We start from the raw sequence: 26,297 nt of genomic DNA on the forward strand, positions 1-26,297 counted from the left end.
GTCTTGGATCATTTTCTCTATCGCGATGGTGAGCTTTTTGCGGAAGACGTGCGCATTGCGGATGTTGCCGCAGCTGTCGGAACGCCGTTCTACCTCTATTCCACAGCAACGCTGACGCGCCATTACCAGCTTTTCGACGAGGCGCTCTCCGGTATGGACCACATGGTCTGCTACGCGATGAAGGCGGCGTCGAACCAGGCGATTCTGCGCACTCTTGCCGAGTTGGGTGCAGGCATGGATGTGGTGTCGGGTGGTGAATACGCGCGGGCCAAGGCCGCAGGCGTACCGGGCGACAAGATCGTGTTTTCCGGTGTCGGTAAAACCCGGGCCGAGATCCGGCAGGCGCTGGAAGGCGGCATTCGTCAGTTCAACGTCGAGAGCGAGCCCGAATTGCGCATCCTATCTGAGGTCGCGGCGGCCCTGGGCAAAACTGCACCGATCACCGTGCGTGTGAATCCGGATGTGGATGCCAAGACGCACGAGAAGATCGCGACTGGCAAGTCTGAGAACAAGTTCGGCATTCCGATTGCCAAAGCGCGCGAGGTCTATGCAGAGGCTGCGGCGCTGCCGGGGATCGAAGTGATCGGAATCGACGTCCATATCGGATCGCAACTGACCGATCTGGCCCCATATGAGCTGGCGTACCAGAAGGTTGCCGAGCTGACAGAGCAACTTCGTGCCGATGGGCACACGATCAAGCGTCTGGATCTGGGCGGCGGTCTGGGCATCCCCTACACCCGGTCCAACGAGGCGCCGCCGCTGCCATCGGATTATGGTGCGCTGATCAAACGCACGGTGGGGCATCTTGGCTGCGAGATCGAGATCGAACCCGGCCGCCTGATCGCAGGCAATGCCGGTATCCTCGTCAGTCGCGTGATCTATGTGAAGCAGGGAGAAGGTCGTCAGTTCCTGATCCTCGACGGGGCGATGAATGATCTTATCCGCCCCGCGATGTACGATGCGTATCACGACATCGTCCCGGTGGTCGAACCCGAGGCAGGTATCGAGTATCAGCCCTATGACATCGTCGGGCCGGTCTGCGAATCCGGCGATACATTTGCCAAGAATCGTATGATGCCGCCGTTGAAGGATGGCGCGCTTGTGGCCTTCCGGTCGGCCGGTGCTTATGGGGCCGTCATGGCCAGCGAATACAACACGCGACCACTTGTGCCCGAAGTTTTGGCAAAAGGTGATCAATTCGCCGTCATTCGGCACCGCCCCGACTTTGACGAAATCATAAACCGAGATACCATTCCGCCATGGCTGTGAGGCATCTCCTTGCGGTCCGCACGCCGGGAGACTGGAATGACCGCACGGGATGACCTGCCCAACGAGATAAACAGCGCCATCAAATGGCCGCTTGCCTTGACGCGTCTCGGCATGGGGGCTGAGACGATCGTGCGTGCCTTCTGGCCTTTGTGGTCAGTCGTTTTTGCCGCTCTCGCCTTCCTGATGATGGGTTTGCAGGATTACCTTTCGACCGAAGCTGTCTGGGCGATCCTCGCGGCGTTCGGCGTTGGAGCACTGTGGGCACTGGTGCGCGGCGTGCGTCGCTTCTCATGGCCAACACAATCTGCCGCCTTGGCGCGTCTGGATGCGACGATGCCGGGCAATCCGATTCTGGCGGCCATGGACAGTCAGGCGATCGGTGCCGACGATGAGGCATCGCTTGCCGTCTGGAAAGCGCACCAGACACGCATGACGGCGCGGCTCAAAGAGGCGAAAGCCGCCGAGCCGGACCTGCGTGTGTCCAAGGCGGATCCCTTCGCGCTAAGGTACGTGGCGCTTCTGTCTTTGCTTGTGGCGGTTGTTTTTGGCTCGGTCTTGCGTGTGCAATCGGTCTCGGCGATGGGCCCACGGGGTCTTGATCTGGCGTCCGGCCCGACATGGGAAGGCTGGCTGGAACCGCCGCATTACACCGGTCTGCCGTCCATATATCTGAACGACATCGACGCATCCCGACTCGAAACGCCCGTAGGCAGTCGTGTGACACTACGTTTTTACGGAGAAGTCGGCGCGCTGAGCGTGAATGAAACTCTCTCGAACCGTGTGTCGCCCACCGCGACGGCGGAGGAAGTGATCGAGGCGTCGATCCAGACCGCGCAGGAATTCGAGGTTGTCCGCTCCGGCAGTATCGAGATCGAAGGACCCGGCGGACGGTACTGGGAAGTGGTCGCCACACCGGACCGTGCGCCCGAAGTGATGCGCGATGGCGATATCGAGGTAAGTTATGAAGGTGAGGCACAAATCCCCTTCACTGCCAGTGACGACTATTCCGTCGCCGATGGTTTCGCCCGGATCGAGCTTGCTCTGGAGGACGTTGATCGTCGATACGGTCTGCGGATCGACCCCGAACCGCGCGCGGTAATCGAATTGCCGTTGCCCATGCCGATCGCAGGCGACCGGTCCGAATTCACGGAAACGCTTGTCGACAATTTCTCAGAGCACCCTTGGGCCAATCTACCGGTGTCGCTCGACCTGACGGTGACCGACGAGGCCGACCAGAGCGGACAGGCCGCGACCGAAGTGATCACTTTGCCCGGGCGCCGGTTCTTTGATCCGATGGCGGCGGCAGTGATCGATCTGCGCCGCTCCCTTTTGTGGAACCGTGACAATGTGGGCGACATTTCGCTGCTTTTGCGGGCGATTTCGCACCGCCCGGACGACGTGTTCCGCTCCGGCACCGACTACCTGCGGCTAAGGGCGATCCTGCGTCGTGTGGAGGCGCTGTCTCAGGTACGGATGACAGACGACCAGCAGGCAGAGATTGCGCAAGCCATGTGGGACCTTGCCATTCGTCTTGAGGAAGGCGACCTCGAAGATGCGCTGGAACGCCTGCAGCGCGCGCAAGACCGCCTGTCCGAAGCGATGCGCAACGGCGCGTCCGATCAGGAAATTGCCGAGCTGATGCAAGAGTTGCGGCAGGCCACCGATGACTACCTCCGTCAACTGTCACGGCAGGCCCAACAGGAGGCCGAGCAGAATCCCGATCAGGAGATGACGCAGAACCAGAACATGATGGAAATGAGCCAGAGCGATCTGCAGGAGATGATGGATCGCATTCAAGAGCTCATGGAACAGGGCCGCATGGCCGAAGCGCAGGAAGCGCTCGAACAGCTGCGCCAGATGATGGAGAATATGCAGGTCACCCAAGGTCAGGGTCAGCAGGGTCAGTCACCGGGCGAACAGGCGATGGAGGGCCTCGCTGAGACGCTGCGCGAGCAGCAGGGCCTGTCCGATCAGGCGTTCCGCGATCTGCAGGAGCAGTTTAATCCCGGCCAACAGCAGGGCCAGCAACCGGGTCAGCAACAGGGCGAGGGCCAACAGCCGGGGCAGCAGCCAGGCCAACAGGGCGAAGGCCAGCAAGGGCAGAACGGTCAGCAGGGCCAGCAAGGCCAACAACCGGGACAGGGCCAGAATGGTCAGGGTCAAAGTCTGGAAGACAGTCTCGCCGACCGTCAACGCGCCTTGCGTCAGGAACTGAATCGCCAGTCCCAGAACCTTCCCGGTGCAGGCACCGAAGCCGGCGACGCTGCCCGAGACGCGCTCGGTCGTGCAGAAGGCGCGATGGAAGGCGCCGAGGAGGCGTTGCGCGAAAACGATCTGGCCGGTGCCATCGACAACCAGTCAGAGGCCATGGAAGCGCTCCGAGAAGGCATGCGGAACCTTGGTGAAGCGATGGCGCAGCAGCAACAGCAGGGGCAGGGCCAGCAAGGCCTTGCCGACGGAGCCGACCCCGGTCAGCAGCGCGACCCGCTGGGTCGCAATGTCGGGACGAATGGCCAGATTGGGTCGAACGAGAATCTGCTACAGGGCGAAGACGTCTACCGCCGTGCGCGCGAACTTCTCGACGAAATCCGCCGTCGCTCTGGTGAGGGCGAACGCCCCGAGCAAGAGCTTGAATATCTTGAACGTCTCTTGGATCGTTTCTAAGCGAACTGTCGCGGCCAAGACGGTATCTTGGTTTCTTCGGTTTAGAAATATCCCGGGGGTCTGGGGGCAGAGCCCCCAGCAGATCGGATTGGCGCAGCCAATTCGATATTCAAATCACGTGCCGGGATCGACCTTCCCGCGCAGCGCTTTCACTTCGCCGCGCACTTTCTTAGCCTTCAACCGGCGCTTCTTTGACCCAAGGGTGGGTTTCGTCGGAATGCGCCGCTTTGGCGGGCGCAGCGCCTGAATGATCATGTCCTTCAACCGATCCCGCGCAATGTCGCGGTTACGCGCTTGGGAGCGTGTCTCGTCCACCTGCAACACCAATGCACCTTCCTTGGTCCATTTCCGCCCCGCGATCCGCCTCAGGCGCGACTTGACGGGGCCAGGCAGGTTCGGCGACCGTTCTGCCTCAAAGCGCAACTCTACGGCAGTAGAGACCTTGTTGACGTTCTGACCACCCGGCCCGGAGGCGCGGATAAACTGTTCGGTCAGTTCCCAGTCTTCGATGGTGATGGTGTCGGAAATGCGGATCATGTCCGGTCACTTAGCGCTGTATGAGACAATCAAAAAGGGTCGCCGATGCGGCGACCCTTCGAGACTTAAGGAGGTGGGTCCCGGTTAGGTTCCTACCAATTCAGTGGGTTCAACACCCAGGGGCTGCCCTAGATGTGTGCCTCCCGAACTGTTCCGACACCTCTCTCCAATACCTCTCTCGACACTGGATCACCTCCTTTCAGCTGTTAAAAACGCACCTTCAGCGTGGCACGGTTTTTGATAACTGCAAGAAGAATCTTTACGAGACTGCAGCGTTTCCGCGAAATCGCAAAACGATGAGTCGAAACGGCACCAGTGCGATCAGCGCCAGTGCGATCTTCACCATCCAGTCCGCGACAGCCAGCGACACCCACAGCGGAACCTCGGGTCCAAGACCCAGCATCGGCAGGATTTCACCGGCCCATGACACATCGTTCTCCGGCTCCAGGAATGTCAAAGACGCCGAGAACGCGATGCTGAAGAACAAGGCGGTGTCGACTGTCGCGCCGATCAGCGTCGACGCCAGAGGCGCACGCCACCAGGTGCCTTCGCGCATCCGGTCAAAGATCGCCACATCCAGCAGTTGCGCCGTCAGAAAGGCGATGCCCGAAGCCATTGCGATGCGGAAGGTCACCAGCGGGCCGAACTCGCCCATGATCTGCGTGCCGACCAAAGAGCAGAACACACCGACGACGAAACCTGCGAACACCACCTGCCGCGCGGGACCGGGTCCGTAAAGCCGGTTCATGAGGTCGGTGACGAGGAAGGCCAGAGGATACGTGAACGCCCCCCAGGTGAGCCAGTTTCCGAAGAGGAACTGTACAAGAATGTTCGACGCCACCACGATGATGGCCATGGCAAGAATGCCGGGAATGTGTGAGCGGTCCATGTCGGCTCCCGTTTTTCCAAGGTTGCGGGGACTTGATTCCCGGAACGGTGGGAATGGCCGGACGCATAAAGCGACAAAACGACACGCACAAGCTAATTGCTGATCGCGTATTCCACGATTTCGGTTTTCTGGAAGCGGCTGAAGTTGTCGTCAGACACCATCGTGATCCGCAATTCTCCGGTTTCGGCTTGCCAGATCGACAACCCTTCGAGGTTGTCGTGGCGACGCTGTTTCGTTTCCAGCAGAGTCTCCCCCTCAAGAACAGGACCATCGAGCAGATCAAACCGGCGCACCCGACTGAAGAAACCAAAGCCGCTGAACCCTCGTTCCAGCAAGTACAACCGCCCCATCGGATCGAAATCCGCACCAACCGGCAACAATCCGGGTCCGCGCGAAATCTCGAATGGGGTGTCCCAACCGATCCCTTCCCGATACCGAAAGACCGGAAATGGTTGTATCAAACCCGCCGATGTTTCCGGCACCGCGAAAAGCGCACCGTCAGATCCAACGGCCAAGGCCTCGACACCCTTGTTCGACGGCAATCCGGCGAGGCCCGCGTACTCCGGCAAGAGAGACCAAGTGCCATCGGCTGTCAGATGCAAAATTCGGTTGTCCGACTCTAAGGACACGAAGATTCCGCCCGACGTGTCGCGGGCAAGCCCTTCGGTGTCTCGGATTGGTTCTTCCTCGAACAAACTGTCCGAAAAATCCAGCGGCGACATCGCTTTGCTGCGCACGCCGAGAATCCGCTCGCCATGCCTGAGGATGGTGCCTTCGATCACATGTGCCCGGTCGCTGAGCATGAGGAATGATGCGCCATCCGGCGAAAGCGAAATCGCCGAATACCCGCCAAAGTCGTCCTGATCCTTGGTCCAGAGGTAAGACGACAGAAACCGCGCAGCTGGGTTTTGTGTCCCGCGAGCAGTCTCGGCAGTCACAAGTCAGTTTGCCGCAAGAACAGCCGAACACTGCGCAGGCAGATCCGCCATTGTCAGTTCACGTCGAGGGCGCGGCGGTGGCGCATTCGGATCGGGCGGCGGCGGGTTGAGGATGTTGTTCACCCAACGCTCTGCATCGGCGCAGCCGTCACCGCGTGGCACAGGGTCCTGCGACACGCATCCGCGCATGCCGCGCGGGCAGCTCAAGCGCACGTGGAAATGGTAGTGATGCCCCCACCACGGCCGGATTTTGCGCAGGTAGCTGCGGTCGCCGGTTTCGGCCTTGCACATGTCGACCTTGGCGCCGGGAAACACAAAGATGCGATCGACCCGCGGATCCTGCGCTGCGGCTTTCAGGATGTTGCGATGCGCCTGTGTCCAGCTGCTGTTCACGAACGCTCCGTTCGCGCGCCGCATCGAGATGGAAGAGATATTCTCGCGCTCTGTCCGGGTCAGGTTCAGCCGATCGGCCGGGCGCATCCAGATATCGGCATCAAGCCCACTTTGGTGGCTGCGATGCCCGGTCAGCATCGGGCCGCCACGCGGTTGCTGCATGTCTCCAACATAGAGCCCGTTCCACCCGGGCTGTCGGGCCGCGATGCGCGACAGGTCCTGTACGAAATCCACCGTGGTCGGTAGCGCCCAGTTGCGGTTCCGGGACAGCCGCATGGCTTGCCAGGTTGGCCCTGTCTCGGCCAGTTCTACGCCCCCGGCCATGCACCCCTTGGCGTACCCGCCGATAGCGGCCGGGGCTTGGCGCGATGCGTTGGGGACATTGCCGAACAACTGCTTTGCCTGCCGTGTACTGATGATTCCGGCGGCACGCAGCGTTTCTGCAGAGGCGGTGTCGCCTCCGTTCTGTGCGCCGCCGCCGTCACCACAGGCGGCCAACGCGGCCACCAGTCCCAAAGCCAAGAAAACTCGTTTCATGCCACTGCCTGCTGCCCGTTTGGTTTGACCCAGACTAACAACACAAGGCCGATCAGGAAAAGCCCAATCACGGGGCTGACCCCCAATTGCTGTGAACCCGTGGCATAGGTCGTGATCCCGATCAGGAGCGGTGCCAAAAAACTGGTCGCTTTGCCTGCAAGTGCATAAAGACCGAACGCCTCGGTCATGCGGTCCGGGTTTGCTTGCCGCACCATCATGGTCCGACTTGCCGATTGGATGACGCCGCCAGCCGCGCCGATCACGGCCCCGATGACGTAGAAAGCAATATCCGGCAGGGCTGATCCTGCCGGGATCGGAACCCCGAACATGGTCTCACGCGAGATCAGGACGATACTGATGCCGACCAGGGTCAGCGCAAGGATGCAGGCCACGATCACCGGCTTCGGCCCGAACCGCGCATCGGCCATGCCACCGAGCCAAGCCGCAACTGCGCCGGTGATGATGGCGATGATGCCGAAGATGCCCACATTCTGCACCGACCAACCCAAGACGCCTGCTGCGTAAATGCCGCCGAACGCGTACATGCCGTTCAGTGCGTCGCGATAAAACATCGAAGAACCAAGATAGGCGAAAAGAGATCTGTTTTGCGGTAGCGCGCGAAGGGTCTGGCGCAAGTCGGTGAGCGCACGTTTTACCGCACCTGCAGGGGCCGCTTTTCGGCGCGGATCGCGCACGAACAGGAAGAACGGGATCATGAAAACGGCGAACCAAAGCGCTGTCAGGGGTCCGACAAAGCGCGTGCCTTCGCGCATCTCGGCATTCAATCCCAGCGCAGGTTCCAGACCCAGAAGCGTTTGTCCAGTTTCGGCGTTGTCGGCAAAGAAGGCGAGCATGATGACCAGAGCGACCAGACCGCCGAGATAGCCGAACGCCCAACCGTTCCCCGAAATGCGCCCGATTTCCTCTCGTGTGCCAAGATCCGGTAGCATGGAATTGGTGAACGTGGTTGCGAATTCCATCCCGATCATGCCGATCGCGAAAAAGGTCAAGATCAGGATCAGGCTGAAATCACCGGGGACCGCGAACCAGAGCCCTGCAGATCCGACCACGTACATCAGCGAAAACAGCCAGATCCAGCGAAGTCGGTTGCCCCCGGTGTCCGCCAACGCGCCAAGTACAGGGGCAAGAAGCGCGATGACAAGTCCTGCGGTGCCAATCCCGAACCCCCAAGCCGATTGGGCAGCGGTCCCATCGCCCACCAGTTCTTTCACGTAAGGGGCGAAGATAAAGGTGATGAGAAGAGTGTTGTACGGCTGGCTCGCCCAATCGAAAAAAAACCATCCCCAGATGCGTTTGCGCAGTGAACCATCCGCCATTCAGTATCTCCCTGAAGGCGTTATGGTCGTGAAATGAAGAGGCGGCAAGCGTCAGGTGGCGTCCTGCATTGGAGGCCACGGTCGGGCGTCTTCGGCCTCTAGCCAGTGTGCCACCCATTTGGGCATTTCGGGTGATGTCATCCCGGTCAGACACATGGCTTCGACAACGCGCTCCGATGCGACGATCCCGTTCCGATCTGTCACCGCCGCGCGGTAGACCGCGTGATTGGCGCACTCGCCGTTTGTCTTCCACATGGTTTGTTCGAGGTAGAAAAACCGGTGATCCCAACACAGCAGTCGGCTGCGCATCTCGAAGCTCTCAAACGTACGGATGCGGCGGCGGTAGCGTACGACAACGCCCGCCATGGTCAGGCCCCAGCCTTCGCGCCGCACGACACCAAGCAGGCCGTTGACCTGCGCGAGGGGAATGCGCCCAAGATCGTAGAGCGTCAGGGTCCGACCGTTGTTCAGCTCCATCCACATGTCGATATCCCATGGCCAGCAGCGATGATGCGAGACATATGTGTCAAACGGTCCGGATGCCGGAGCCTTGCGTGCCTGCCAGAGGCTGTGGGCCATACGAAGAAACGGGTACATGGGCGTCACCTCCTGTGCCCTTAGTTGACGTTACGGACAATCACGTCAACCGCGACCTCGCGGCAACTTCGCTGACTTGTTCTCGGGTCGTGTTGCGCCTACCTCTGTGCGTGCGAACCACAAAGGAAAGTCCGACCGATGCAATCGCTCTACCAGATCCTCATGCTGCTTCTCGACATTGTGTGGTTCTTTATCATCGCGCATGTGATCATGAGCTGGCTGATCAATTTTCAGGTGCTCAACCTGCGCCAACAGATCGTCGCACAAATCTGGGATGCGCTGAATCGCGTCACAGAGCCTTTGTACCGGCCCCTTCGGCGCATCCTGCCACCGATGTCAGGGATCGACCTTGCCCCGCTGGTCGCGCTTATCGGTGTCTACATTCTTCGTATCATTCTCCAGAACAACGCCGGGTTCTTCTACGGGTTCTGACCTCGGCATGTCGGTCCATCGGAATTGTCCGGTCATCAAGGTGCGAGAGGCTTGTTCACGCATCCTTAGTGTGAGACTGTCAGAATAAGAGCAGATATAGTAGAACCTGACAGGTCACCCATGCCCCGCGACATGTCCGACGCAGATACCATTCTGCGCGACATTTTTGGATTCGACAGCTTCCGTCCCGGCCAGGCCGAGATCGTGGATGCCGTGTCGCGTGGGGAGAACGTGTTGGCGATCATGCCGACCGGCGGTGGCAAGTCGCTGTGTTTCCAGCTGCCCGCGCTTGTCCGCCCCGGCGTGACCGTTGTCATTTCGCCGCTCATTGCATTGATGCGCGATCAGGTGCGCGGACTGCGCGAAGCGGGCGTCGCGGCGGGCGCGCTGACTTCGGCCAACACCGAAGAAGAAAACGACGCCGTTTGGGATATGCTGCATTCCGGTGATCTCAAGCTGCTCTACCTTGCGCCGGAACGCCTTGCCTCTGGCGGGACGCAGCGGATGCTCCAACAAGCCGGTGTATCGTTGATCGCGGTCGACGAGGCGCATTGCGTTAGCCAATGGGGCCACGACTTTCGCCCTGATTATCTTCGGATTGGCGAGTTGCGCCGCGCACTCGACGTGCCTTTGGCCGCCTTCACCGCGACTGCCGATGCCGAAACGCAGGACGAAATCGTCACGCGGCTTTTTGACGGGCAATCGCCACGCTCCTTCCTGCGGGGGTTCGACCGGCCGAATATTCACCTGATGTTCGCGCCCAAAAACAAGCCGCGGCAACAGATCATATCCTTCGCCGCAGCGCGCAAAGGGCAATCCGGCATCATTTATTGTGGCACGCGCGCGAAGACCGAGACGCTGGCACAGGCTCTTGTCGCCGAGGGACATTCCGCATGCGCCTATCACGGCGGGATGGAGGCAGAACAACGCCGCGTCGTTGAAGCGCGGTTCGCAACCGAAGACGGGCTGATCGTCGTCGCCACGGTTGCCTTTGGCATGGGTGTGGACAAGCCTGACATTCGATGGGTGGCACATGCGGACCTGCCGAAATCCATCGAAGCCTACTATCAGGAAATCGGCCGCGCTGGGCGTGATGGCGCACCAGCCGAAACGCTGACGCTCTATGGTGGGGATGACATTCGCCTGCGCCGATCACAGATCGATGAAGGCCTTGCCCCGCCAGAGCGCCGCCATGCCGATCACGGGCGTCTGAATGCCCTGCTGGGACTTGCCGAAGCGCTGGAGTGCCGCCGCAAAACACTGCTTGGCTACTTTGGGGAAGCCGAGGTGAGCTGCGGCAATTGCGATCTTTGCGATAAACCGGCCGAAGTGTTCGATGCGACAGAGGCCGTTCGTAAAGCGCTCTCTGCTGCGCTGCGCACCGGGGAAAGCTTTGGTGCCGGGCATCTGATCGACGTGCTTTTGGGCACGAAGACCGAAAAGGTGCTTCAGCGCAGCCATGACACGCTGCCGACCTTCGGCGTGGGCAAAGACCTCAAGCGGGGGGAATGGCAGGCGGTGTTCCGGCAAATAATGGGCCATGACCTAATGCGCCCTGACGCCGAACGGCATGGTGCCTTGGTCATGACAGAGGCAGCGCGGCCCATATTGCGCGGAGATAAGTCAATCCAGCTTCGAAAAGACAGTATCGAAGCGGCAAGTGAGCGCCGTCCGAAAGTCCGTACGCTGGTGAGTGACGAAGACGCGCCGCTGCTTTCCGCACTCAAGGCGAAGCGCCGCGCGCTGGCCGAAGAACAATCGGTTCCGGCTTACGTCATTTTCCCGGACCGCACATTGATCGAGATGGCCGAGGCGCGGCCGCAGACGCTTGACGATATGGCGCGCATCAATGGGGTCGGTGCGAAGAAGCTTGAAAGATATGGGCGCGCGTTTCTGGAGATCATCGCTGGCGACGTGCCCGCCGCGCATCCCGCGCGACGCAAGCTGGCCGGGAAGGGCGCGGGCGGGATCTACGATGCGCTGCTCGACGGGCAGGCAGCGCTTGTTCGGGGTGCGTGCGGTACGCTGAAACCGATGTCCTGCGATGCAGGGCAATTGGCGAAGCTCGCGCAGACCAAACCGCGCGACACGGACGGCATCGCGCGGATCATCGGTGACCGCCGGGCAGAGCGCTTTGCCGAGAGGTTTCTGGACGTCCTGCGTGCGGCGGACTAAATCCACCGGGATCATCAATCCAGAGGTGCTGCCATGCTTGTCGTGATTTCTCCGGCCAAACGTCTTGACTGGTCCGTACGTGATGTTGCCATGACCACGCCAGTGTTTCTGGACGACGCCAATCGTCTGGCCAAGACTGCACGCAACCTGACGCTTGGCAACCTCAAGTCGCTGATGGATCTGAGTGATGATCTTGCCAAGCTCAACCGTGACCGGTTCCGCGAATTCGAAGAAGCGCCTGCACCGGATGAATTGCGCCCCGCCGCGCTGGCTTTTGCGGGCGACACCTATCAGGGCCTGGAAGCCGAAACGCTGGACGAGGACGAGATGCGCTGGGCGCAGGATCACTTGCGCATCTTATCCGGGCTCTACGGGCTTTTGCGTCCCCTCGACGGCATCCAGGAATATCGCCTTGAAATGGGAAGCCGCCTGAAGACCCGTCGCGGCGGAAATCTGTATGATTACTGGCGCAATCAGATCGCGAAGGAACTCAAGCGCGAAGCGCACGATCTGGGGACCGATACGCTCATCAACTGTGCGAGCCAGGAATACTTCGGCGCGGTTCCGCCAAAGGCGTTGGGTCTGCGCGTCGTCACGCCCGCCTTCATGGAAGACAAGGGTGATGGCAAAGGTCCGAAGATCATCAGCTTCTTTGCCAAGAAAGCCCGCGGCGCGATGGCACGGTTCATCATCCAGAAGCGCCTGACAGACGCCGAGGGTATTCCGGATTTCGATCTGGGCGGCTACGCCTATCGCGAGGACCTGTCAGAGGCCGACAAGCCGGTTTTCGTGCGCCCTTACGACGCCGCCTGACTATCCGGGCAGTAGAATTCGAGCTTCTGAAGCAGCGCTGCCTTCCTGAGCGGTTTGGTGAGATAGTCGGTCAGACCCGCCCGAAGGATCATGTCCCGGTCGCCATCCATGGCGTGTGCCGTCACCGCGATGATCGGGACCTGTGGGCCGTCGCCTTCCATCTCTCGGATTTTTGCGGTGGCCTCTTTGCCGTCCATACCGGGCATCGAGATGTCCATGAAAATGACGTCAGGGCGATCCGCCTCAAAAGCTGCGACGGCCTCGAACCCGTCATTGGCTGTGCGAAGGTCAATGTTCAGGCTGCCGACCATTTTGCCGAACACCATCTGATTGGTCTTGTTGTCCTCGGCCAGAAGAACCTTCGGGATGGTCTTTGATGATGTCGTCTGATCATCGGACTTTGCGGGTTCTTCGGGTTCCAACAGGGATTGAACCGCATCCTCCTGTGAGAGGGTGAGCTTCACGCCAAAGCAGCTTCCTTCACCTTCCTTGGATGTGACCCATATCTCACCCCCCATCATCTCGACCAAACGTTTGGTGATGGCTAGGCCCAGGCCGGTGCCTTCGAACTGCCGGTTGCGGTCATCCTCGACTTGATTGAATTCACCGAAAACGTGGTCGATCTTGTCCGCAGCGATGCCGATGCCGGTGTCTTCGACCGTGATGTGCAGGGCTGTCTTTCCTTCTGCTGTTGGCGCACCCACAACACGCAGCAAGACCCCGCCCTCCAGCGTGAACTTCACGGCGTTTCCCATGAGGTTTGTGATGATTTGGCGAACGCGTCCCGGATCGGCTACGAAGTGTGTCGGCAGGAATGTGTCGTAGTCGACTTCCAGCGTCAGTCCCTTGGCCCGCGCGGTGGGCTGCAAAAGCATCACCACCTCGTGCAGCGTCTTTTCAAGATCGAAGGGTTCGGGATGCAAGACCAGCTTGTCCGCGTCGATCTTTGAGTAGTCGAGAACGTCGTTGATGATGACCAAAAGCGCCTCACCCGAGTTCTTGATGGTATCAACGAAGAGGCGCTGTTCGCTGTCGAGATCAGTTTCGGTCAGCAGGTCCGCCATTCCGACGACACCGTTCATTGGTGTCCGAATCTCGTGACTCATGTTCGCGAGGAAGGCCGACTTCGCGCGGTTCGCGGATTCGGCTCGTTCGCGTGCCTCTCTAAGCTGTTCCTCGTAGCGGACGCTGGCGGTAATGTTGAGCGCAAGGCTGACCACGTCGCCGGTGGGACCGCGCCGGTCGAAGATCCGCACATGTTCCCCGTTCCAGAGCTGTATTTCCATCGGTTCCGGCACGTCCTGCTGCCAGCGATCCTGCATCCGTGCGCGCCAGTCCGCCGGGGGTTCATCGCCGATGTTCACGATGCCTTCTTCGGTCAGCAATTGCAGGATGCGCGGATAGGTGATGCCGGGTTGCACCTCTTCCAGATCCTCGAAGACAGCCAGGTAGGCGCGGTTCGCCACGATCATCCGATTATCGGCATCGAAGAAAGCAAAACCGTCCTGAATGGTTTCGATCGAGTGCCAGAGGCGGCGTTCGGCGATCTGGATCTTTTCGTTGGCGACGCCAAGCTCGGTCTTAACCCGCTGGTTTTCGCCACGCACCATTGCGACTTCGGCGCGGGTTTCCACAATCTCGTTGCTGAGCTGTTGTGCCCGGGTGCCAAGCTTTCGATTGGCCGCGAAAAGTTCGGCCTGTTTCAGTTCCAGCAGACGCTCCGCCGCCAGCCGCGCGCGGCGTTCGTCGGCCAGTTTATTGGCAAGGCTCATCCAAGTCTCCGTCCCGGTGCGAGCGGACTTTCGGATAACAGGGTGAAAAAGCGATTAACCGAAACAGGTTGAGGCGGCTTTTCCATGGAACAGGCAAGCAACATTCCATGGGTAACACCGCCTCGGAAGAGGGCAGCTTTTGCGTTTCAAAATAGAAGCTTACAAAGCCTCAATCGCCAAGGCGATGCCTTGCCCACCGCCGATGCACATGGTGATCAACGCCTTTTTGCCTCCGATACGGTGAAGTTCGTAAAGCGCCTTCACGGTGATGATCGCGCCCGTCGCGCCGACCGGATGCCCCAGAGCAATCGCACCGCCATTCGGGTTTACTTTTGCAGGGTCGATGCCAAGCCCCTTGTTGACTGCCAAGGCTTGCGCGGCGAAGGCTTCGTTCGATTCGATCACGTCGAAATCGGTGATCGAAAGGCCGGTGCGTTTCATCAGGTTTTCGACCGCTGGAACGGGACCGATCCCCATGACTTCGGGCCGAACGCCGGCATGGGCGTAGCCGAGGATACGCGCCTTGGGTTTCAAACCGGCGCTTTCCGCCGCGGACGCACGCGCAAGCACCACCGCCGCAGCGCCGTCGTTGATGCCGGACGCATTGCCAGCGGTCACGGTGCCGTCTTTTTGGAATACGGTCTTGAGTCCTGCGAGCGCGTCCATCGTCGTCGCCTTGGGGTGCTCGTCGGTGTCAAACTGCACCATTTCGCGCTTCATCTTAACTTCGACCGGCACGATCTGGCTTGCAAAGCGTCCCTCTTCGATAGCCTTTGCCGCACGATTCTGGCTTTCCAGAGCAAAGGCGTCCTGCGCGTCACGACTGATGTCATGCTCGGCCGCCACGTTCTCGGCCGTTACGCCCATATGCCCGGTGCCGAACGGGCAGTTCAGCGCGCCCAGCATCATGTCGAGCGTGCGGATGTCACCCATTTTCGCGCCCCAGCGCTGGTCCGGAATGATGAATGGCGAGCGGCTCATCGACTCGGCCCCACCGGCAAGTGCGAAATCCGCATCGCCGAGCATCAGAGACTGGATCGCGGAAACGATGGCCTGCGCGCCAGAACCGCAAAGACGGTTCACGTTCATCGCGGGCGTCGTGTCGGGAACGCCCGCCTGCATGGCGGCCACGCGGCTGAGGTACATGTCGCGCGGTTCGGTGTTGATGACATGACCAAAGACGACATGCCCGATCTGGCCACCCTCGACCCCAGACCGCTCCAGCGCCGCCTTTGCGGCCACTGTACCAAGTTCAATTGGCGGTGTGGCGGCAAGTGAGCCGCCGAAAGTTCCAATTGCTGTGCGTGCGCCGTCGAGAAGTACGATATCGTCTGCCATGTGGGCCTCCCTAAGTCTGTTGCGCGCAGTATGAGCCAGCCGTGCGACAGTGTCAGCCGCAACGTGCCGTCAGTCCGGCAGGGACGTCGTCTCAAGCCGCGAGCCGTCGAGCACTTTGACTTCGCGCTGAGGGAACGGAATGGAGATGCCGTGCTCCTGAAATGCATCCCAGAGAGCGAGGTAAACATTGCCGCGAATATTGGTCAGTCCACCCGTTGGATCGCGGATCCAGAAACGCAGAATGTAGTCGACCGAGCTATCGCCAAAGCCAACGACATGGCACACCGGAGGTTTGAAGCTGAGCACCCTGTCGACGGATTTCGCGGCGTTGATCGCAATCTCGCGCACCTTGTGCGGATCGTCGGCATAGGCCGTCCCGAAATAAATGTCCAAACGGACAAATTCGTTCGAGTGCGACCAGTTCACCACCTGCCCGGTGATGAGGTCTTCGTTCGGAATCAGGTATTCCTTGCCGTCGCGTGTGACCACGCTCACGTATCGCGCGCCCAGCGAATTGATCCATCCGAACGTATCGCCGAGCGAGATCACGTCGCCCGGTTTGATCGACTTGTCGAGCAGGATGATGATGCCTGAGACGAGGTTCGACACGACCTTTTGCAGACCAAAACCAAGACCGACACCGATGGCGCCGGACAGAACCGCAAGCCCGGTCAGGTCGACGCCGACAATCCGCAGGCCAAGGAAAAAGGCCGCACCGAAGAGCAGGACTTGCAGGAACTTGATCGCCAGCACCTGCATCGAGGGCGAGATATCTTCGTTGCGGCGAATCGTGGCTGCGGTGGTGCTGCTGACAAGGCGTGCGACCGTGAGGAGCGTCGCGACTATGACAATCGCCTGTAGCACCAGCCATAGCGAGAGCCGCGTTTCACCAAAGGAAATGGCCGCACTGTCAAGAAGGGCCTGCGTCTCGTCCGCCAGCCCGGTGATCGACAGTGTAACCCATATCCAGGCTCCGTAGCGCACGATTCCGCGCAGAAGTGCGTTTTTGATCAGTCGCGTCGCGAAGGCGATGATGAGCCAAGCCGTGGCGAGGTTTGCGATGATGGCCAGCAGGTAGGATCGCGACGGCCATGTGATTTCGCGCATGACGAAAACGGTCAGCCAGATCAGCGCGACAAAGAGCACCATCCGTAGCCGACGATGAAAGACGACGAGCGCGCGCATGCGCCACTTCGGCCAGCCTTCCCGGGTCCGCATCCAGTCGTGCATCCGCGGCTTGACAAAGGCCGAGATGATAAAGGCCAGCATAAAAACGCTGAGGGCGATCAGCAGCTGATAGGCGTTCCACGGGCGCAGCAGGTTCGTGACGAACGCCTCGACCCATGTGAAAAGGTCAAGCGTGACTTCGGTCAGGTTTTCTGTCGAAACGACGTCAGGATCCATGACTTGCCCGGCCCACAGCGTTTGCGCAGCGTTGCACTGCTCTTGGTCGAGCGCAACCGCTTACACTGATCAGAACGGCAGTTCGATATCCAGCGGCGCGATCTTCGTTTCTGCGCCAGCGGTGTGCACAAGCAAACCTGCCGCCAAGACAGCGATCAGACCCAAGTTCAAGATGTTCAATTTCGTCAGCATAATATCCCTCGCACGTACTGTTACGGGCCGAGCGGATATTTGGATCAGTTGCGAATGGTTCGAGCGTCTGCGAGGGTCATTTGCCGCTCTTGCGGCGTTGGGGACCGATGATGTACACCCCACGGCATGGAAATGGTTTTCGACATGGATGATCGTGCTCGTTTGCGCGAACGGTTCTTCGGGGCCACGCACACTGTCCTCGCACGGCTATTCGCCTGCGATTGAACACGCCTGACCACACCACTGACATTGCCAAGCTGTAAGGGAGAGGACCGATGTCCCCCAAAACGCTCTATGATAAGATCTGGGATGCCCATGTCGCGCACGAAGCCGACGATGGCACCTGCCTTTTGTATATCGACCGCCACCTCGTCCACGAGGTGACCAGCCCGCAGGCATTCGAAGGTCTGCGCATGGCGGGCCGGTCCGTCCGCGCACCGGACAAGACGATCGCCGTGCCGGACCATAACGTACCGACCACGCCGGGCCGCGAAGATCCGAAGAACATGACCGAAGACAGCGCCATTCAGGTGGCGGCGCTCGACAAGAACGCCAAGGATTTCGGTATTCACTACTACCCCGTGTCTGACGTGCGTCAGGGCATCGTACACATTGTCGGCCCTGAACAGGGCTGGACGCTGCCCGGGATGACCGTGGTTTGCGGTGACTCTCACACGGCGACCCATGGTGCCTTTGGGGCGCTGGCACACGGCATCGGCACGTCCGAAGTTGAGCACGTTCTTGCGACGCAGACGTTGATCCAGAAGAAGTCCAAGAACATGAAGGTCGAGATCACCGGCAAACTGCGTCCGGGTGTGACGGCCAAGGACATCACCTTGTCCGTGATCGGGGAAACCGGGACAGCGGGTGGCACCGGATACGTGATCGAGTATTGCGGTGAAGCGATCCGCGATCTGTCGATGGAAGGTCGAATGACCGTCTGCAACATGGCGATTGAAGGCGGCGCGCGCGCTGGCCTGATCGCGCCAGACGAGAAGACGTTTGAATACGTCAAAGGCCGCCCGCACGCGCCCAAAGGTGCGCAGTGGGAAGCGGCTCTGAACTGGTGGAAGACACTCTATTCCGATGACGACGCGCATTGGGACAAGGTTGTCACGATCAAGGGCGAAGACATTGCGCCCGTCGTCACATGGGGCACGTCGCCCGAGGACGTGCTGCCGATTACTGCCGAGGTTCCAGCGGCCGAAAGCTTTGAAGGTGGCAAGGTCGGCGCGGCGCAGCGGTCGCTCGATTACATGGGGCTGACCCCCGGCCAGAAGCTGTCGGATATCGAGATCGATACAGTGTTCATCGGGTCCTGCACAAACGGCCGTATCGAAGACCTGCGCGCAGCGGCGGAGATCCTCAAGGGCAAGAAGATTGCCGTGAAACGCGCGATGGTGGTACCGGGCTCTGGCCTTGTACGTGCTCAGGCCGAGGAAGAAGGGCTCGCGGATATCTTCAAGGAAGCCGGGTTCGAATGGCGGCTTGCGGGCTGTTCCATGTGCCTTGCCATGAACCCCGATCAGCTTCAGCCGGGAGAGCGCTGCGCGGCGACGTCGAACCGCAATTTCGAGGGCCGGCAGGGCCGGGGCGGGCGCACGCATCTTATGTCGCCTGCAATGGCGGCGGCAGCGGCGGTGACCGGGAAATTGACTGATGTGCGGGACATGATGTGACCGGCAGCTCGTCAAGCCTGATGGCTTTCCTCGCAAGGAGAGCCACAGTCTCAACAAGCGTCGGCACCAAAGGATAGAGACGATGGACAAATTCGAAAAACTCACGGGGATCGCGGCACCCATGCCGCTTGTGAATATCGACACCGATATGATCATCCCCAAGCAATTCCTGAAAACGATCAAACGCTCCGGTTTGGGTGTGAATCTGTTTGACGAGATGCGCTACGACGACGATGGCAACGAGATACCGGACTTCGTGCTGAACAAGCCGCAGTACCGCGAGGCCGAGATCCTGGTGGCGGGTGACAATTTTGGCTGTGGTTCATCGCGAGAGCATGCACCCTGGGCGCTCAAGGATTTCGGGATCAGGTCCGTGATCTCGACGTCGTTTGCGGACATCTTTTTCAACAACTGCTTCAAAAACGGCATTCTGCCGATCGTGCTGCCTCGGGAGGCCGTCGACGTCCTGATGAAGGACGCCGAGAAAGGGTCGAACGCGCGGATGACCGTCGATCTGGAGAACCAGACAGTCACATCGTCCGATGGTGAGACGTTCTCGTTCGAAGTGGACAGCTTCAAGAAGCATTGCCTGATGAACGGTCTGGACGACATCGGATTGACCATGGAAAAAGCGGCCGCCATCGATTCTTTCGAAGCGCAGGCGTCGCAAGCGCGGCCCTGGGTCTGATACAGAGTGTTTCTCGAAACATGAGAAGAAAGCCGCCCATGTCGGGCGGCTTTCGTTTTTTTCTTCGCACAAGATGTGGTGTTAACCACACAACGTGCCACATTCCAAAACGCGGTTTGATGTAATCGCGCACCAGTTTTTGAGCGAAATCAGGTATTTCCGAGAGTCGCCTCACCTCGACCGTTGAGCCGTCCTGAGAACTTGGGCAACATTGGGGCAAGATTGAGGCAGGCCGCCATACCAGCGGCTCAAATTTGGAACAAGGAAGCGGCATAGAATCGCGTCCGTCCAAGTTGAAGGGAAGCATCGAGTGGTCAAGCGGATCATGGGATCAGCTTTGCGCGCGCTATTAATGGCGTTGCTGGTGGCGATTCCGTCGCTCATCCTCACCACGACGTCAAGCGACGCCGCGCAGATGGCTGCGCTGATCGCGCTTGTCGCGGCGGTGGTGACCTTTGCCGAATATTTCAGCGAGTATCCCACATTCCTCGAATTCCGCGACGCGCCTCCGTTCAACCGATTGCGGTTCATCGCGCTGTTCCTGTGCGTTCTTTTCGGGTCGATGCTGATCGTACATGGCGAACGGGGCTTCCTGGCGACGCCAACGCTTTTGCAAAGCCTGGCGTCCAATGCGATGGACGTTCTGGATTTCCCGTTCTCACCGGTGCGGTTGATGGCGATTGCCTTCGGGGACGCGCCAACCCTGTTCGATGTGACCGCGATCACCCGCATGGCAAGCCTTCTGTTCGCCGTGTCGCTTATCGTTTTGATCGTGTTCTACCTTCACGCGCGGTTCATCTTTTGGCCGATCCGGAAGAAGGCGTTCAACTTCTGGATCAATCTGCCGTTGTTTGATCCGACCTCGGGCAAAGACGTCCTGTTCCGTCTCAAGCGGGACGCGCACATTAACCTTGCGTTAGGCTTTCTCCTGCCATTCCTGATCCCGGCGTTGTTGCGCATCTGGATGGGCGCTTTCGATCCAGAGATGCTCGCGATGCCGGATGTTCTGGTTTGGGTGATGAGCGCGTGGGCCTTCTTGCCATTATCCCTGATGATGCGTGGTATCGCGCTTTTCCGGGTTGCGACCCTGATCGAGGAAAAGCGCCGTCGCGCTTATGCCCAGGAAGACGATTTCCAGATCGCCTGATCCTTTCGCTGGGTTTCATCCTTTGCATCGCATCTTCGACCGCGGCCGAAACACTTCGGATTGCTCTATGGCATGAAGCCATGTCGCGCGATGGGCCAGGGCTTCTGGTGCGGGACCTTCAGCGTGGCGACGAAGCGCTTTCGACGATGGCCGACGCCGTGCGCGCGGCTGATCCCGACATATTGGTCCTGACGAAAATCGATTATGATGCAGGGGGCCTAGCGATGCGTGCGTTTGCCGATTTGCTTTCGCCTGCGGAATACCCCTTTCTTGCGCCGCTTCGCCCGAACGAGGGTATCCCTACCGGGTGGGACCTTGATGGCGACGGCAAAGATAGCGGTCCGGGTGATGCGCAGGGTTACGGTCGTTTCCCAGGGCAAGGGGGTCTTGGCGTGATCTCGCGCTGGCCCATCGACGTATCGCGCCTCCGATCGTTTTCAGAGGTGCTTTGGAAAGACCTGCCGGGAACGCACATGCGCGAAAGCGATCCTGGGTATCATGTACAACGACTGTCCAGTGGAGGGCATTGGGTCGTGCCGGTTGTCGTGGCGCAGGACGCTCAGCCCTTGTGGTTATTGATCGGCCACTCCGCGCCGCCGATCTTCGATGGTCCGGAGGATCGAAACGGGCGGCGTAACCTGGACGAACTGCACCTCTGGACGGAGATACTCAACGGCACGTACGGTCCCGTGCTGGGTTCACGGGTTATTTTCACCGCGAACACCAACCTCGATCCGGATCGCGGCGATGGGTACCGTACCGCCATGTCGGACTTCATCGAAACGCACGACTTTCAGGATCCCTTACCCGACGAACCAACGGCAATGTGGAAAAAACCCGGACCCATGCGTGTGTCCTACGTCTTGCCATCGCAGGGCTCCGCCGTGATGGACGCCCGTGTCTGGCCGCTCCTGGACGGGATGACGCATCGCCTCATTACCGTGGACATTGCCCTGCCCGACGCGCCGGTGCCTTGACCCTTGCGCGATGCGCGTCTACCCGATGCGCAACCAAGTGCATGACAAGGATACCCGACCATGAGCAACGCTTCGCTTCTGATTTTGCCCGGTGACGGGATTGGCCCCGAGGTGATGACCGAGGTGCGCAAGATCATCGACTGGTACGGGGCCAAACGGGATCTGACTTTCGACGTCAGCGAAGATTTGGTTGGCGGCGCGGCCTACGACAAGCATGGCACGCCTCTCCACGACGATACGATGGCGAAAGCGCAAGAAGTCGACGCAGTGCTTCTGGGCGCCGTGGGTGGACCGAAATACGACAACCTCGACTTCAGCGTGAAGCCCGAGCGCGGTCTGCTGCGTTTGCGCAAGGAAATGGACCTTTTCGCGAATCTCCGTCCGGCGCAGTGTTTCGATGCTTTGGCAGACTTCTCGTCGCTCAAGAAAGAGGTTGTTGCAGGCCTCGACATCATGATCGTGCGTGAACTGACCTCTGGCATCTATTTCGGTGAACCGCGCGGAATCATCGAAGAGGGCAATGAACGCGTCGGCATCAACACCCAGCGCTACACTGAGAGTGAAATTGACCGTGTCGCGCGGTCGGCGTTTGAGCTGGCGCGACGTCGGAACAACAAGGTCTGCTCAATGGAGAAGGCCAACGTAATGGAGTCGGGCATCCTTTGGCGCGAGGTGGTCCAGAAGGTGCATGACGAGGATTACCCGGATGTCGAGCTGAGCCACATGTACGCTGACGCAGGCGCGATGCAGCTTTGCCGCTGGCCCAAGCAATTCGATGTGATCGTCACGGACAACCTGTTCGGCGATCTTCTGTCCGATGCGGCGGCGATGCTCACGGGGTCGCTTGGCATGTTGCCCTCGGCGAGCCTTGGTCTGCCCATGGCGAATGGACGCCCCAAAGCGCTGTACGAACCCGTTCACGGGTCGGCACCGGATATCGCGGGTCAGGGCAAGGCAAACCCGATTGCCTGTATCCTCAGCTTCGCCATGGCGCTGCGCTATTCGTTTGATCAGGGCGATGAGGCAACGCGCCTGGAAAATGCTATCGAGACAGTGCTGGCTGACGGTGCGCGCACCGCAGACCTGATGGGTCCCGAAGGTGGCACGCCGATGTCCACATCCGAGATGGGCGATGCCATCGTGGCGGCCCTCGACGCCAGCCTTTAAGTCACACGGGTGCCAGTCATGTCGTCCAATGCCAAAGGCGCACTTCTGGCCCTCATAGCCTTTGGCCTTTATTCAACCCATGACGTCTTCATCAAGACGCTTGGTGCGATTTACTCGCCAATCCAGATCGTCTTTTTCAGCGTCTTGCTGAGCTTTCCGCTCGCAACCGTGATGCTGATGCGGGATGCCAAGCCCGGGACGCTGCTTCCGGTGCATCCGTGGTGGATGGCAGTGCGCACCGCGGCGGCGGTCATCACCGGCGTTTCGGCGTTCTATGCCTTTGCCAACCTGCCACTGACGCAGACATATGCGATCCTCTTTGCCACGCCGCTGCTTATCACCGTTCTGTCGATTCCGATCCTGGGCGAGACGGTTCGGATCATGCGCTGGGCGGCGGTGATCGTTGGATTGGCGGGCGTCCTCGTTGTGCTGCGTCCCGGGACGACAGAACTCACGCTTGGCCACGCAGCGGCCATCGTAGCCGCGGTTGCGGGGTCGTTCGCCTCCATCGTCGTGCGCAAGATCGGTGCAGAAGAGCGGACCGTTGTCATGCTGCTTTATCCGATGGTCGCGAATTTCGCCGTGATGGGTGCGGCGCTGGGGTTCGTATACAAACCGATGCCGATCGAGCATCTGGGGATGCTTGCGCTCATTTCGGTCATCGCCTGGATCGGAGCGCGCTTCATCATCGCGGCGTATCAGACGGGTGAGGCCGCGATCGTCGCCCCAATGCAGTATTCGCAGATCCTCTGGGCGACGGTATATGGCCTGTTCTTCTTTGATGAGGTGCCAGATCTCTACACCGGTGTTGGCGCGGCAATCATCATTGCATCCGGTGTCTTCATCGTCTTCCGCGAGAGCAAGGCGGGAACATCGAAAAACACCCCGGTTCTGAGGACGCGCAGCAGGGTTGGAACGCCCGCTGCAGCGCGTGTCAGCGATCTGATGACGTCGGGACGGGTCCGGGACGCGCTGCCGTCGTCGGTCGAGGAATAGCGCGGACCAGTGCGCCGGTTTTGTGCAAAACAAGGCTTGTCAAACCGCCGTCCCGGCAGTAGTTGGGCCACCACGGTCGGGCTGTAGCGCAGCCTGGTAGCGCACCTGCTTCGGGAGCAGGGGGTCGGAGGTTCGAATCCTCTCAGCCCGACCAGTTTTCACGAAAAAGATGTCGACTATCCGGTGAGGGCCATGCTGACCGCGGTTCAGAATGCGACCACTATGTCAGGACGGACCGTCCCGATATCTGCCTCAAGCGACTCGGAAGCAAACTTGTTGGAGAAATGGTGCCCAGGAGAGGACTCGAACCTCCACGTCCGTACGGACACTAGCACCTGAAGCTAGCGCGTCTACCAATTCCGCCACCTGGGCAGGTGTAATGAGGCTGGCGTTTAATCTTGTCCCCGAAGGGTGTCAACGGGCTTTTTGACGATGGTGGAGCGCGCCTTTGCGGCAATCCTGCACCTTGCTCCTGATCGGTGTGACAGCTAGAGGTTTGGCAGGTCTGATCAGGAGCACGCAGATGTCCAACCTCGTCACGATTTACGGCGGATCAGGATTTGTCGGGCGCTATATCGCGCGGCGCATGGCAAAAGCGGGATGGCGTGTTCGTGTCGCGGTGCGACGTCCGAATGAGGCGTTGTTCGTCAAACCCTATGGCGCGGTTGGGCAGGTGGAACCCATCCTCTGCAATATCCGCGATGACAATAGCGTTCGGGCTGCCTTAAAAGGCGCGGATGCGGTTGTGAATTGCGTGGGCATTCTCGCCGAAAGCGGAAAAAACACGTTCGAAGCGGTCCAGGCCGAGGGCCCGGGGCGCATTGCGCGCTTGGCTGCGGCCGAGGGCGTCGAAAAGATGGTTCATATCTCTGCAATCGGGGCGGATGCGGACGGAGAGAGCGCTTATCAGGTCACCAAGGCGGCGGGCGAAGCCGCCGTGCTTGAGCACATGCCCACCGCCGTGATCCTGCGTCCCTCCATCGTTTTTGGGCAGGAAGACGAGTTCTTCAATCGCTTTGCGAGCATGACGCGGCTTGGTCCGGTCCTGCCGGTGGTCGGTGCGGAGACAAAGTTCCAGCCGGTTTATGTCGATGACGTCGCAAAAGCAGCTTGTATGGCGGTCACAGGTGACGCAGAGCCGGGTATCTACGAACTTGGTGGTCCCGACGTCGACACGTTCCGCGAGTTGATGAACCAGATGCTTGATGTGGTCCGCCGGCGTCGGCTTGTGCTGAACATTCCGTTCTTTGCCGCGTCCATCATGGGCGGTTTTTTCGATTTCCTGAACGCCATTTCGCTTGGTTTGATTCCTGCGCAAATCACGCGGGATCAGGTCAAGAACCTTCGGAACGACAACGTGGTGTCAGGCAACACAAAGACCTTTTCGGACCTCGGGATCAAACCGATGGCTTTGGAAGCTGTACTGCCGGATTACCTGTGGCGGTTCCGTCCTTCGGGCCAGTATTCCGAGATCAAGGAAAGTGCGAAGAATCTGCGCGCCTAGTGCGGGCGCGCGAGCGTTTCGAGAGCCTTTGAGTTGCAGCACCCCGCAGGCGCGGTATGCGACAGATCGCATTGCTCGGCGAGCCATCTTTGACAGTTTTTCACGCGGGCGCACATCCGGCAATTGGTGACCATATCTGCATAATCCTGCGTAGAAATGTGTCCGTTGGAGATGGCGTCAGAAAAGCTGATACCCATCACCCGCGCCACGCTGCGCGTGATCCAGAAATGCAATTCTTCGTCTCCCATCTGTGACGTCATGGTTTTCGATGCCCCGTCTTGAGAAGTGCAATCAGTTCTGCGTTGAGGCATTCATCCGGCGCTGAGTCGAGCTGCGTGTCGGAGGGTTGGTCCAGCAAACGTTTGCACCCACTGACGCAATCACAGGCGCGGCAGGTCTGCACCATGGCCGCCCAATCATCCTGATCGATCTGCGCATCGGCAAAGAGCTGCGCCGTGTCGATGCCACATCGTTTTGCCATGCGTTGGACCAACCAATAATGAACGCCAGTGTTGCCCAGCGGCTTCCAGGGTACGGATGTCGGAGGGCGCATCATGGTGTTTTCAGCATGTCGAGCATGTCGCTGTTTCGGCAATAGCCGGGGACCGCGTTTTCAAAACGGCCACGAGCAAGGCCGTCTGTACAGGCTTGGGGTTGCGTGCAACCAAGGCATCTGTCTACCGCCTCGTCGAGATCATCGGGTGAGAATTCGGCCCGCATGAACAGCTCGGGCAGATCAAGACCTTGCTGATCCGCCATGTTCAAGACCAGTTTGGTGTGCTCCGCGTATCTGGACTTGGATTGCATCGCATGACTCCTCATCGCTACACCCCCTTAGGCTAGGGGGCCTGC

The 26,297-nt window shown here is 59.8% G+C and carries 25 protein-coding genes and 2 tRNA genes; 13 read left to right on the forward strand and 14 right to left on the reverse strand.

Annotated elements, in window-relative coordinates; genetic code table 11:
* The first annotated feature begins 3 nt into the window (after positions 1-3).
* Positions 4-1,269 (forward strand): diaminopimelate decarboxylase, encoded by a 1,266-nt coding sequence (gene lysA / locus BUA42_RS12050; RefSeq protein ID WP_072778113.1) that lies wholly within the window; start codon positions 4-6, stop codon positions 1,267-1,269.
* A gap of 36 nt (positions 1,270-1,305) precedes the next feature.
* Positions 1,306-3,933: a TIGR02302 family protein gene (locus tag BUA42_RS12055; RefSeq protein WP_072778115.1), complete on the forward strand. Its 2,628-nt coding sequence runs from the start codon at positions 1,306-1,308 to the stop codon at positions 3,931-3,933.
* Positions 3,934-4,047: 114 nt separating this feature from the next.
* Here the strand turns inward: BUA42_RS12055 and arfB are convergent, their stop codons facing one another.
* The 6 genes from arfB to BUA42_RS12085 form a co-directional block, all read right to left on the reverse strand.
* Positions 4,048-4,470: an alternative ribosome rescue aminoacyl-tRNA hydrolase ArfB gene (arfB, locus tag BUA42_RS12060; protein ID WP_072778116.1), complete on the reverse strand. Its 423-nt coding sequence runs from the start codon at positions 4,468-4,470 to the stop codon at positions 4,048-4,050.
* Positions 4,471-4,729: 259 nt separating this feature from the next.
* Positions 4,730-5,359: a queuosine precursor transporter gene (locus tag BUA42_RS12065; protein ID WP_072778117.1), complete on the reverse strand. Its 630-nt coding sequence runs from the start codon at positions 5,357-5,359 to the stop codon at positions 4,730-4,732.
* Between the two features lie 92 nt (positions 5,360-5,451).
* Entirely contained in the window at positions 5,452-6,297 is an 846-nt protein-coding gene (locus tag BUA42_RS12070) for an esterase-like activity of phytase family protein (protein ID WP_084066204.1), read from the reverse strand.
* 3 nt (positions 6,298-6,300) lie between these two features.
* Positions 6,301-7,227 (reverse strand): penicillin-insensitive murein endopeptidase, encoded by a 927-nt coding sequence (gene mepA, locus BUA42_RS12075; RefSeq protein WP_072778119.1) that lies wholly within the window; start codon positions 7,225-7,227, stop codon positions 6,301-6,303.
* Positions 7,224-8,564: an MFS transporter gene (locus BUA42_RS12080; RefSeq protein WP_072778120.1), complete on the reverse strand. Its 1,341-nt coding sequence runs from the start codon at positions 8,562-8,564 to the stop codon at positions 7,224-7,226. The genes mepA and BUA42_RS12080 overlap by 4 nt, the downstream gene beginning before the upstream one ends.
* A gap of 51 nt (positions 8,565-8,615) precedes the next feature.
* On the reverse strand, positions 8,616-9,161 hold the full coding sequence (locus BUA42_RS12085; RefSeq protein ID WP_072778122.1) for an acyl-CoA thioesterase: 546 nt from the start codon (positions 9,159-9,161) through the stop codon (positions 8,616-8,618).
* Positions 9,162-9,299: 138 nt separating this feature from the next.
* On the opposite strand from BUA42_RS12085, the gene BUA42_RS12090 reads away from it, so the two are divergent.
* The 3 genes from BUA42_RS12090 to yaaA all read left to right on the forward strand — a co-directional run bounded on the left by BUA42_RS12090 (position 9,300) and on the right by yaaA (position 12,581).
* Complete coding sequence (locus BUA42_RS12090) at positions 9,300-9,593, forward strand: YggT family protein (protein ID WP_072778123.1); 294 nt, start codon at positions 9,300-9,302, stop codon at positions 9,591-9,593.
* A gap of 132 nt (positions 9,594-9,725) precedes the next feature.
* A complete protein-coding gene (gene recQ, locus BUA42_RS12095) occupies positions 9,726-11,768 on the forward strand; it encodes a DNA helicase RecQ (protein ID WP_143152682.1) in 2,043 nt (680 codons plus the stop codon).
* A 33-nt stretch (positions 11,769-11,801) separates the two neighbouring features.
* Positions 11,802-12,581 (forward strand): peroxide stress protein YaaA, encoded by a 780-nt coding sequence (yaaA, locus tag BUA42_RS12100; protein WP_072778126.1) that lies wholly within the window; start codon positions 11,802-11,804, stop codon positions 12,579-12,581.
* Here yaaA and BUA42_RS12105 read toward each other — a convergent pair.
* The 4 genes from BUA42_RS12105 to BUA42_RS21450 form a co-directional block, all read right to left on the reverse strand.
* Complete coding sequence (locus tag BUA42_RS12105; RefSeq protein WP_072778127.1) at positions 12,566-14,353, reverse strand: ATP-binding protein; 1,788 nt, start codon at positions 14,351-14,353, stop codon at positions 12,566-12,568. The two genes, yaaA and BUA42_RS12105, sit on opposite strands and share 16 nt — an antisense overlap.
* A 159-nt stretch (positions 14,354-14,512) precedes the next feature.
* Positions 14,513-15,691, reverse strand: coding sequence for an acetyl-CoA C-acyltransferase family protein (locus BUA42_RS12110; RefSeq protein ID WP_072778129.1), 1,179 nt, complete (start codon positions 15,689-15,691; stop codon positions 14,513-14,515).
* Between the two features lie 69 nt (positions 15,692-15,760).
* Positions 15,761-17,095, reverse strand: coding sequence for a mechanosensitive ion channel family protein (locus BUA42_RS12115; protein WP_072778130.1), 1,335 nt, complete (start codon positions 17,093-17,095; stop codon positions 15,761-15,763).
* A 69-nt stretch (positions 17,096-17,164) separates the two neighbouring features.
* The gene (locus tag BUA42_RS21450) at positions 17,165-17,287 is read right to left on the reverse strand and encodes a hypothetical protein (RefSeq protein WP_281249786.1); all 123 of its coding nucleotides are present in this window, start codon (positions 17,285-17,287) and stop codon (positions 17,165-17,167) included.
* Positions 17,288-17,562: 275 nt separating this feature from the next.
* Here BUA42_RS21450 and leuC point away from each other — a divergent pair, with 275 nt between their 5' ends.
* The 7 genes from leuC to BUA42_RS12150 all read left to right on the forward strand — a co-directional run bounded on the left by leuC (position 17,563) and on the right by BUA42_RS12150 (position 24,095).
* Entirely contained in the window at positions 17,563-18,966 is a 1,404-nt protein-coding gene (gene leuC, locus BUA42_RS12120) for a 3-isopropylmalate dehydratase large subunit (RefSeq protein WP_072778132.1), read from the forward strand.
* Between the two features lie 82 nt (positions 18,967-19,048).
* The gene (gene leuD, locus BUA42_RS12125; RefSeq protein ID WP_072778134.1) at positions 19,049-19,654 is read left to right on the forward strand and encodes a 3-isopropylmalate dehydratase small subunit; all 606 of its coding nucleotides are present in this window, start codon (positions 19,049-19,051) and stop codon (positions 19,652-19,654) included.
* Between the two features lie 325 nt (positions 19,655-19,979).
* Entirely contained in the window at positions 19,980-20,801 is an 822-nt protein-coding gene (locus BUA42_RS12130) for a hypothetical protein (protein ID WP_245819002.1), read from the forward strand.
* Positions 20,802-20,881: 80 nt separating this feature from the next.
* Complete coding sequence (locus tag BUA42_RS12135; RefSeq protein ID WP_072778138.1) at positions 20,882-21,778, forward strand: endonuclease/exonuclease/phosphatase family protein; 897 nt, start codon at positions 20,882-20,884, stop codon at positions 21,776-21,778.
* Between the two features lie 60 nt (positions 21,779-21,838).
* Positions 21,839-22,945 (forward strand): 3-isopropylmalate dehydrogenase, encoded by a 1,107-nt coding sequence (leuB, locus tag BUA42_RS12140; protein WP_072778140.1) that lies wholly within the window; start codon positions 21,839-21,841, stop codon positions 22,943-22,945.
* Between the two features lie 18 nt (positions 22,946-22,963).
* Positions 22,964-23,941, forward strand: a complete 978-nt coding sequence (locus tag BUA42_RS12145; protein WP_072778142.1) for a DMT family transporter — start codon at positions 22,964-22,966, stop codon at positions 23,939-23,941.
* 77 nt (positions 23,942-24,018) lie between these two features.
* A tRNA-Pro gene (locus tag BUA42_RS12150) sits at positions 24,019-24,095 on the forward strand.
* 131 nt (positions 24,096-24,226) lie between these two features.
* Here the strand turns inward: BUA42_RS12150 and BUA42_RS12155 are convergent.
* A tRNA-Leu gene (locus BUA42_RS12155) sits at positions 24,227-24,313 on the reverse strand.
* Between the two features lie 151 nt (positions 24,314-24,464).
* On the opposite strand from BUA42_RS12155, the gene BUA42_RS12160 reads away from it, so the two are divergent.
* Positions 24,465-25,445, forward strand: coding sequence for a complex I NDUFA9 subunit family protein (locus BUA42_RS12160; protein ID WP_072778144.1), 981 nt, complete (start codon positions 24,465-24,467; stop codon positions 25,443-25,445).
* Here BUA42_RS12160 and BUA42_RS12165 read toward each other — a convergent pair.
* From BUA42_RS12165 to BUA42_RS12175, 3 genes are read right to left on the reverse strand one after another with little or no spacing between them, the layout of a single operon-like run.
* Positions 25,442-25,705: a DUF6455 family protein gene (locus BUA42_RS12165; RefSeq protein WP_072778146.1), complete on the reverse strand. Its 264-nt coding sequence runs from the start codon at positions 25,703-25,705 to the stop codon at positions 25,442-25,444. The genes BUA42_RS12160 and BUA42_RS12165 overlap by 4 nt on opposite strands.
* Positions 25,702-26,001: a DUF6455 family protein gene (locus BUA42_RS12170; RefSeq protein ID WP_072778147.1), complete on the reverse strand. Its 300-nt coding sequence runs from the start codon at positions 25,999-26,001 to the stop codon at positions 25,702-25,704. Before BUA42_RS12170 ends, BUA42_RS12165 begins: the two co-directional genes overlap by 4 nt.
* A complete protein-coding gene (locus BUA42_RS12175; RefSeq protein WP_143152683.1) occupies positions 25,998-26,252 on the reverse strand; it encodes a DUF6455 family protein in 255 nt (84 codons plus the stop codon). Before BUA42_RS12175 ends, BUA42_RS12170 begins: the two co-directional genes overlap by 4 nt.
* Positions 26,253-26,297 lie beyond the last annotated feature (45 nt).

It is taken from the genome of Marivita hallyeonensis (assembly GCF_900129875.1).
GTDB lineage: Bacteria > Pseudomonadota > Alphaproteobacteria > Rhodobacterales > Rhodobacteraceae > Marivita > Marivita hallyeonensis.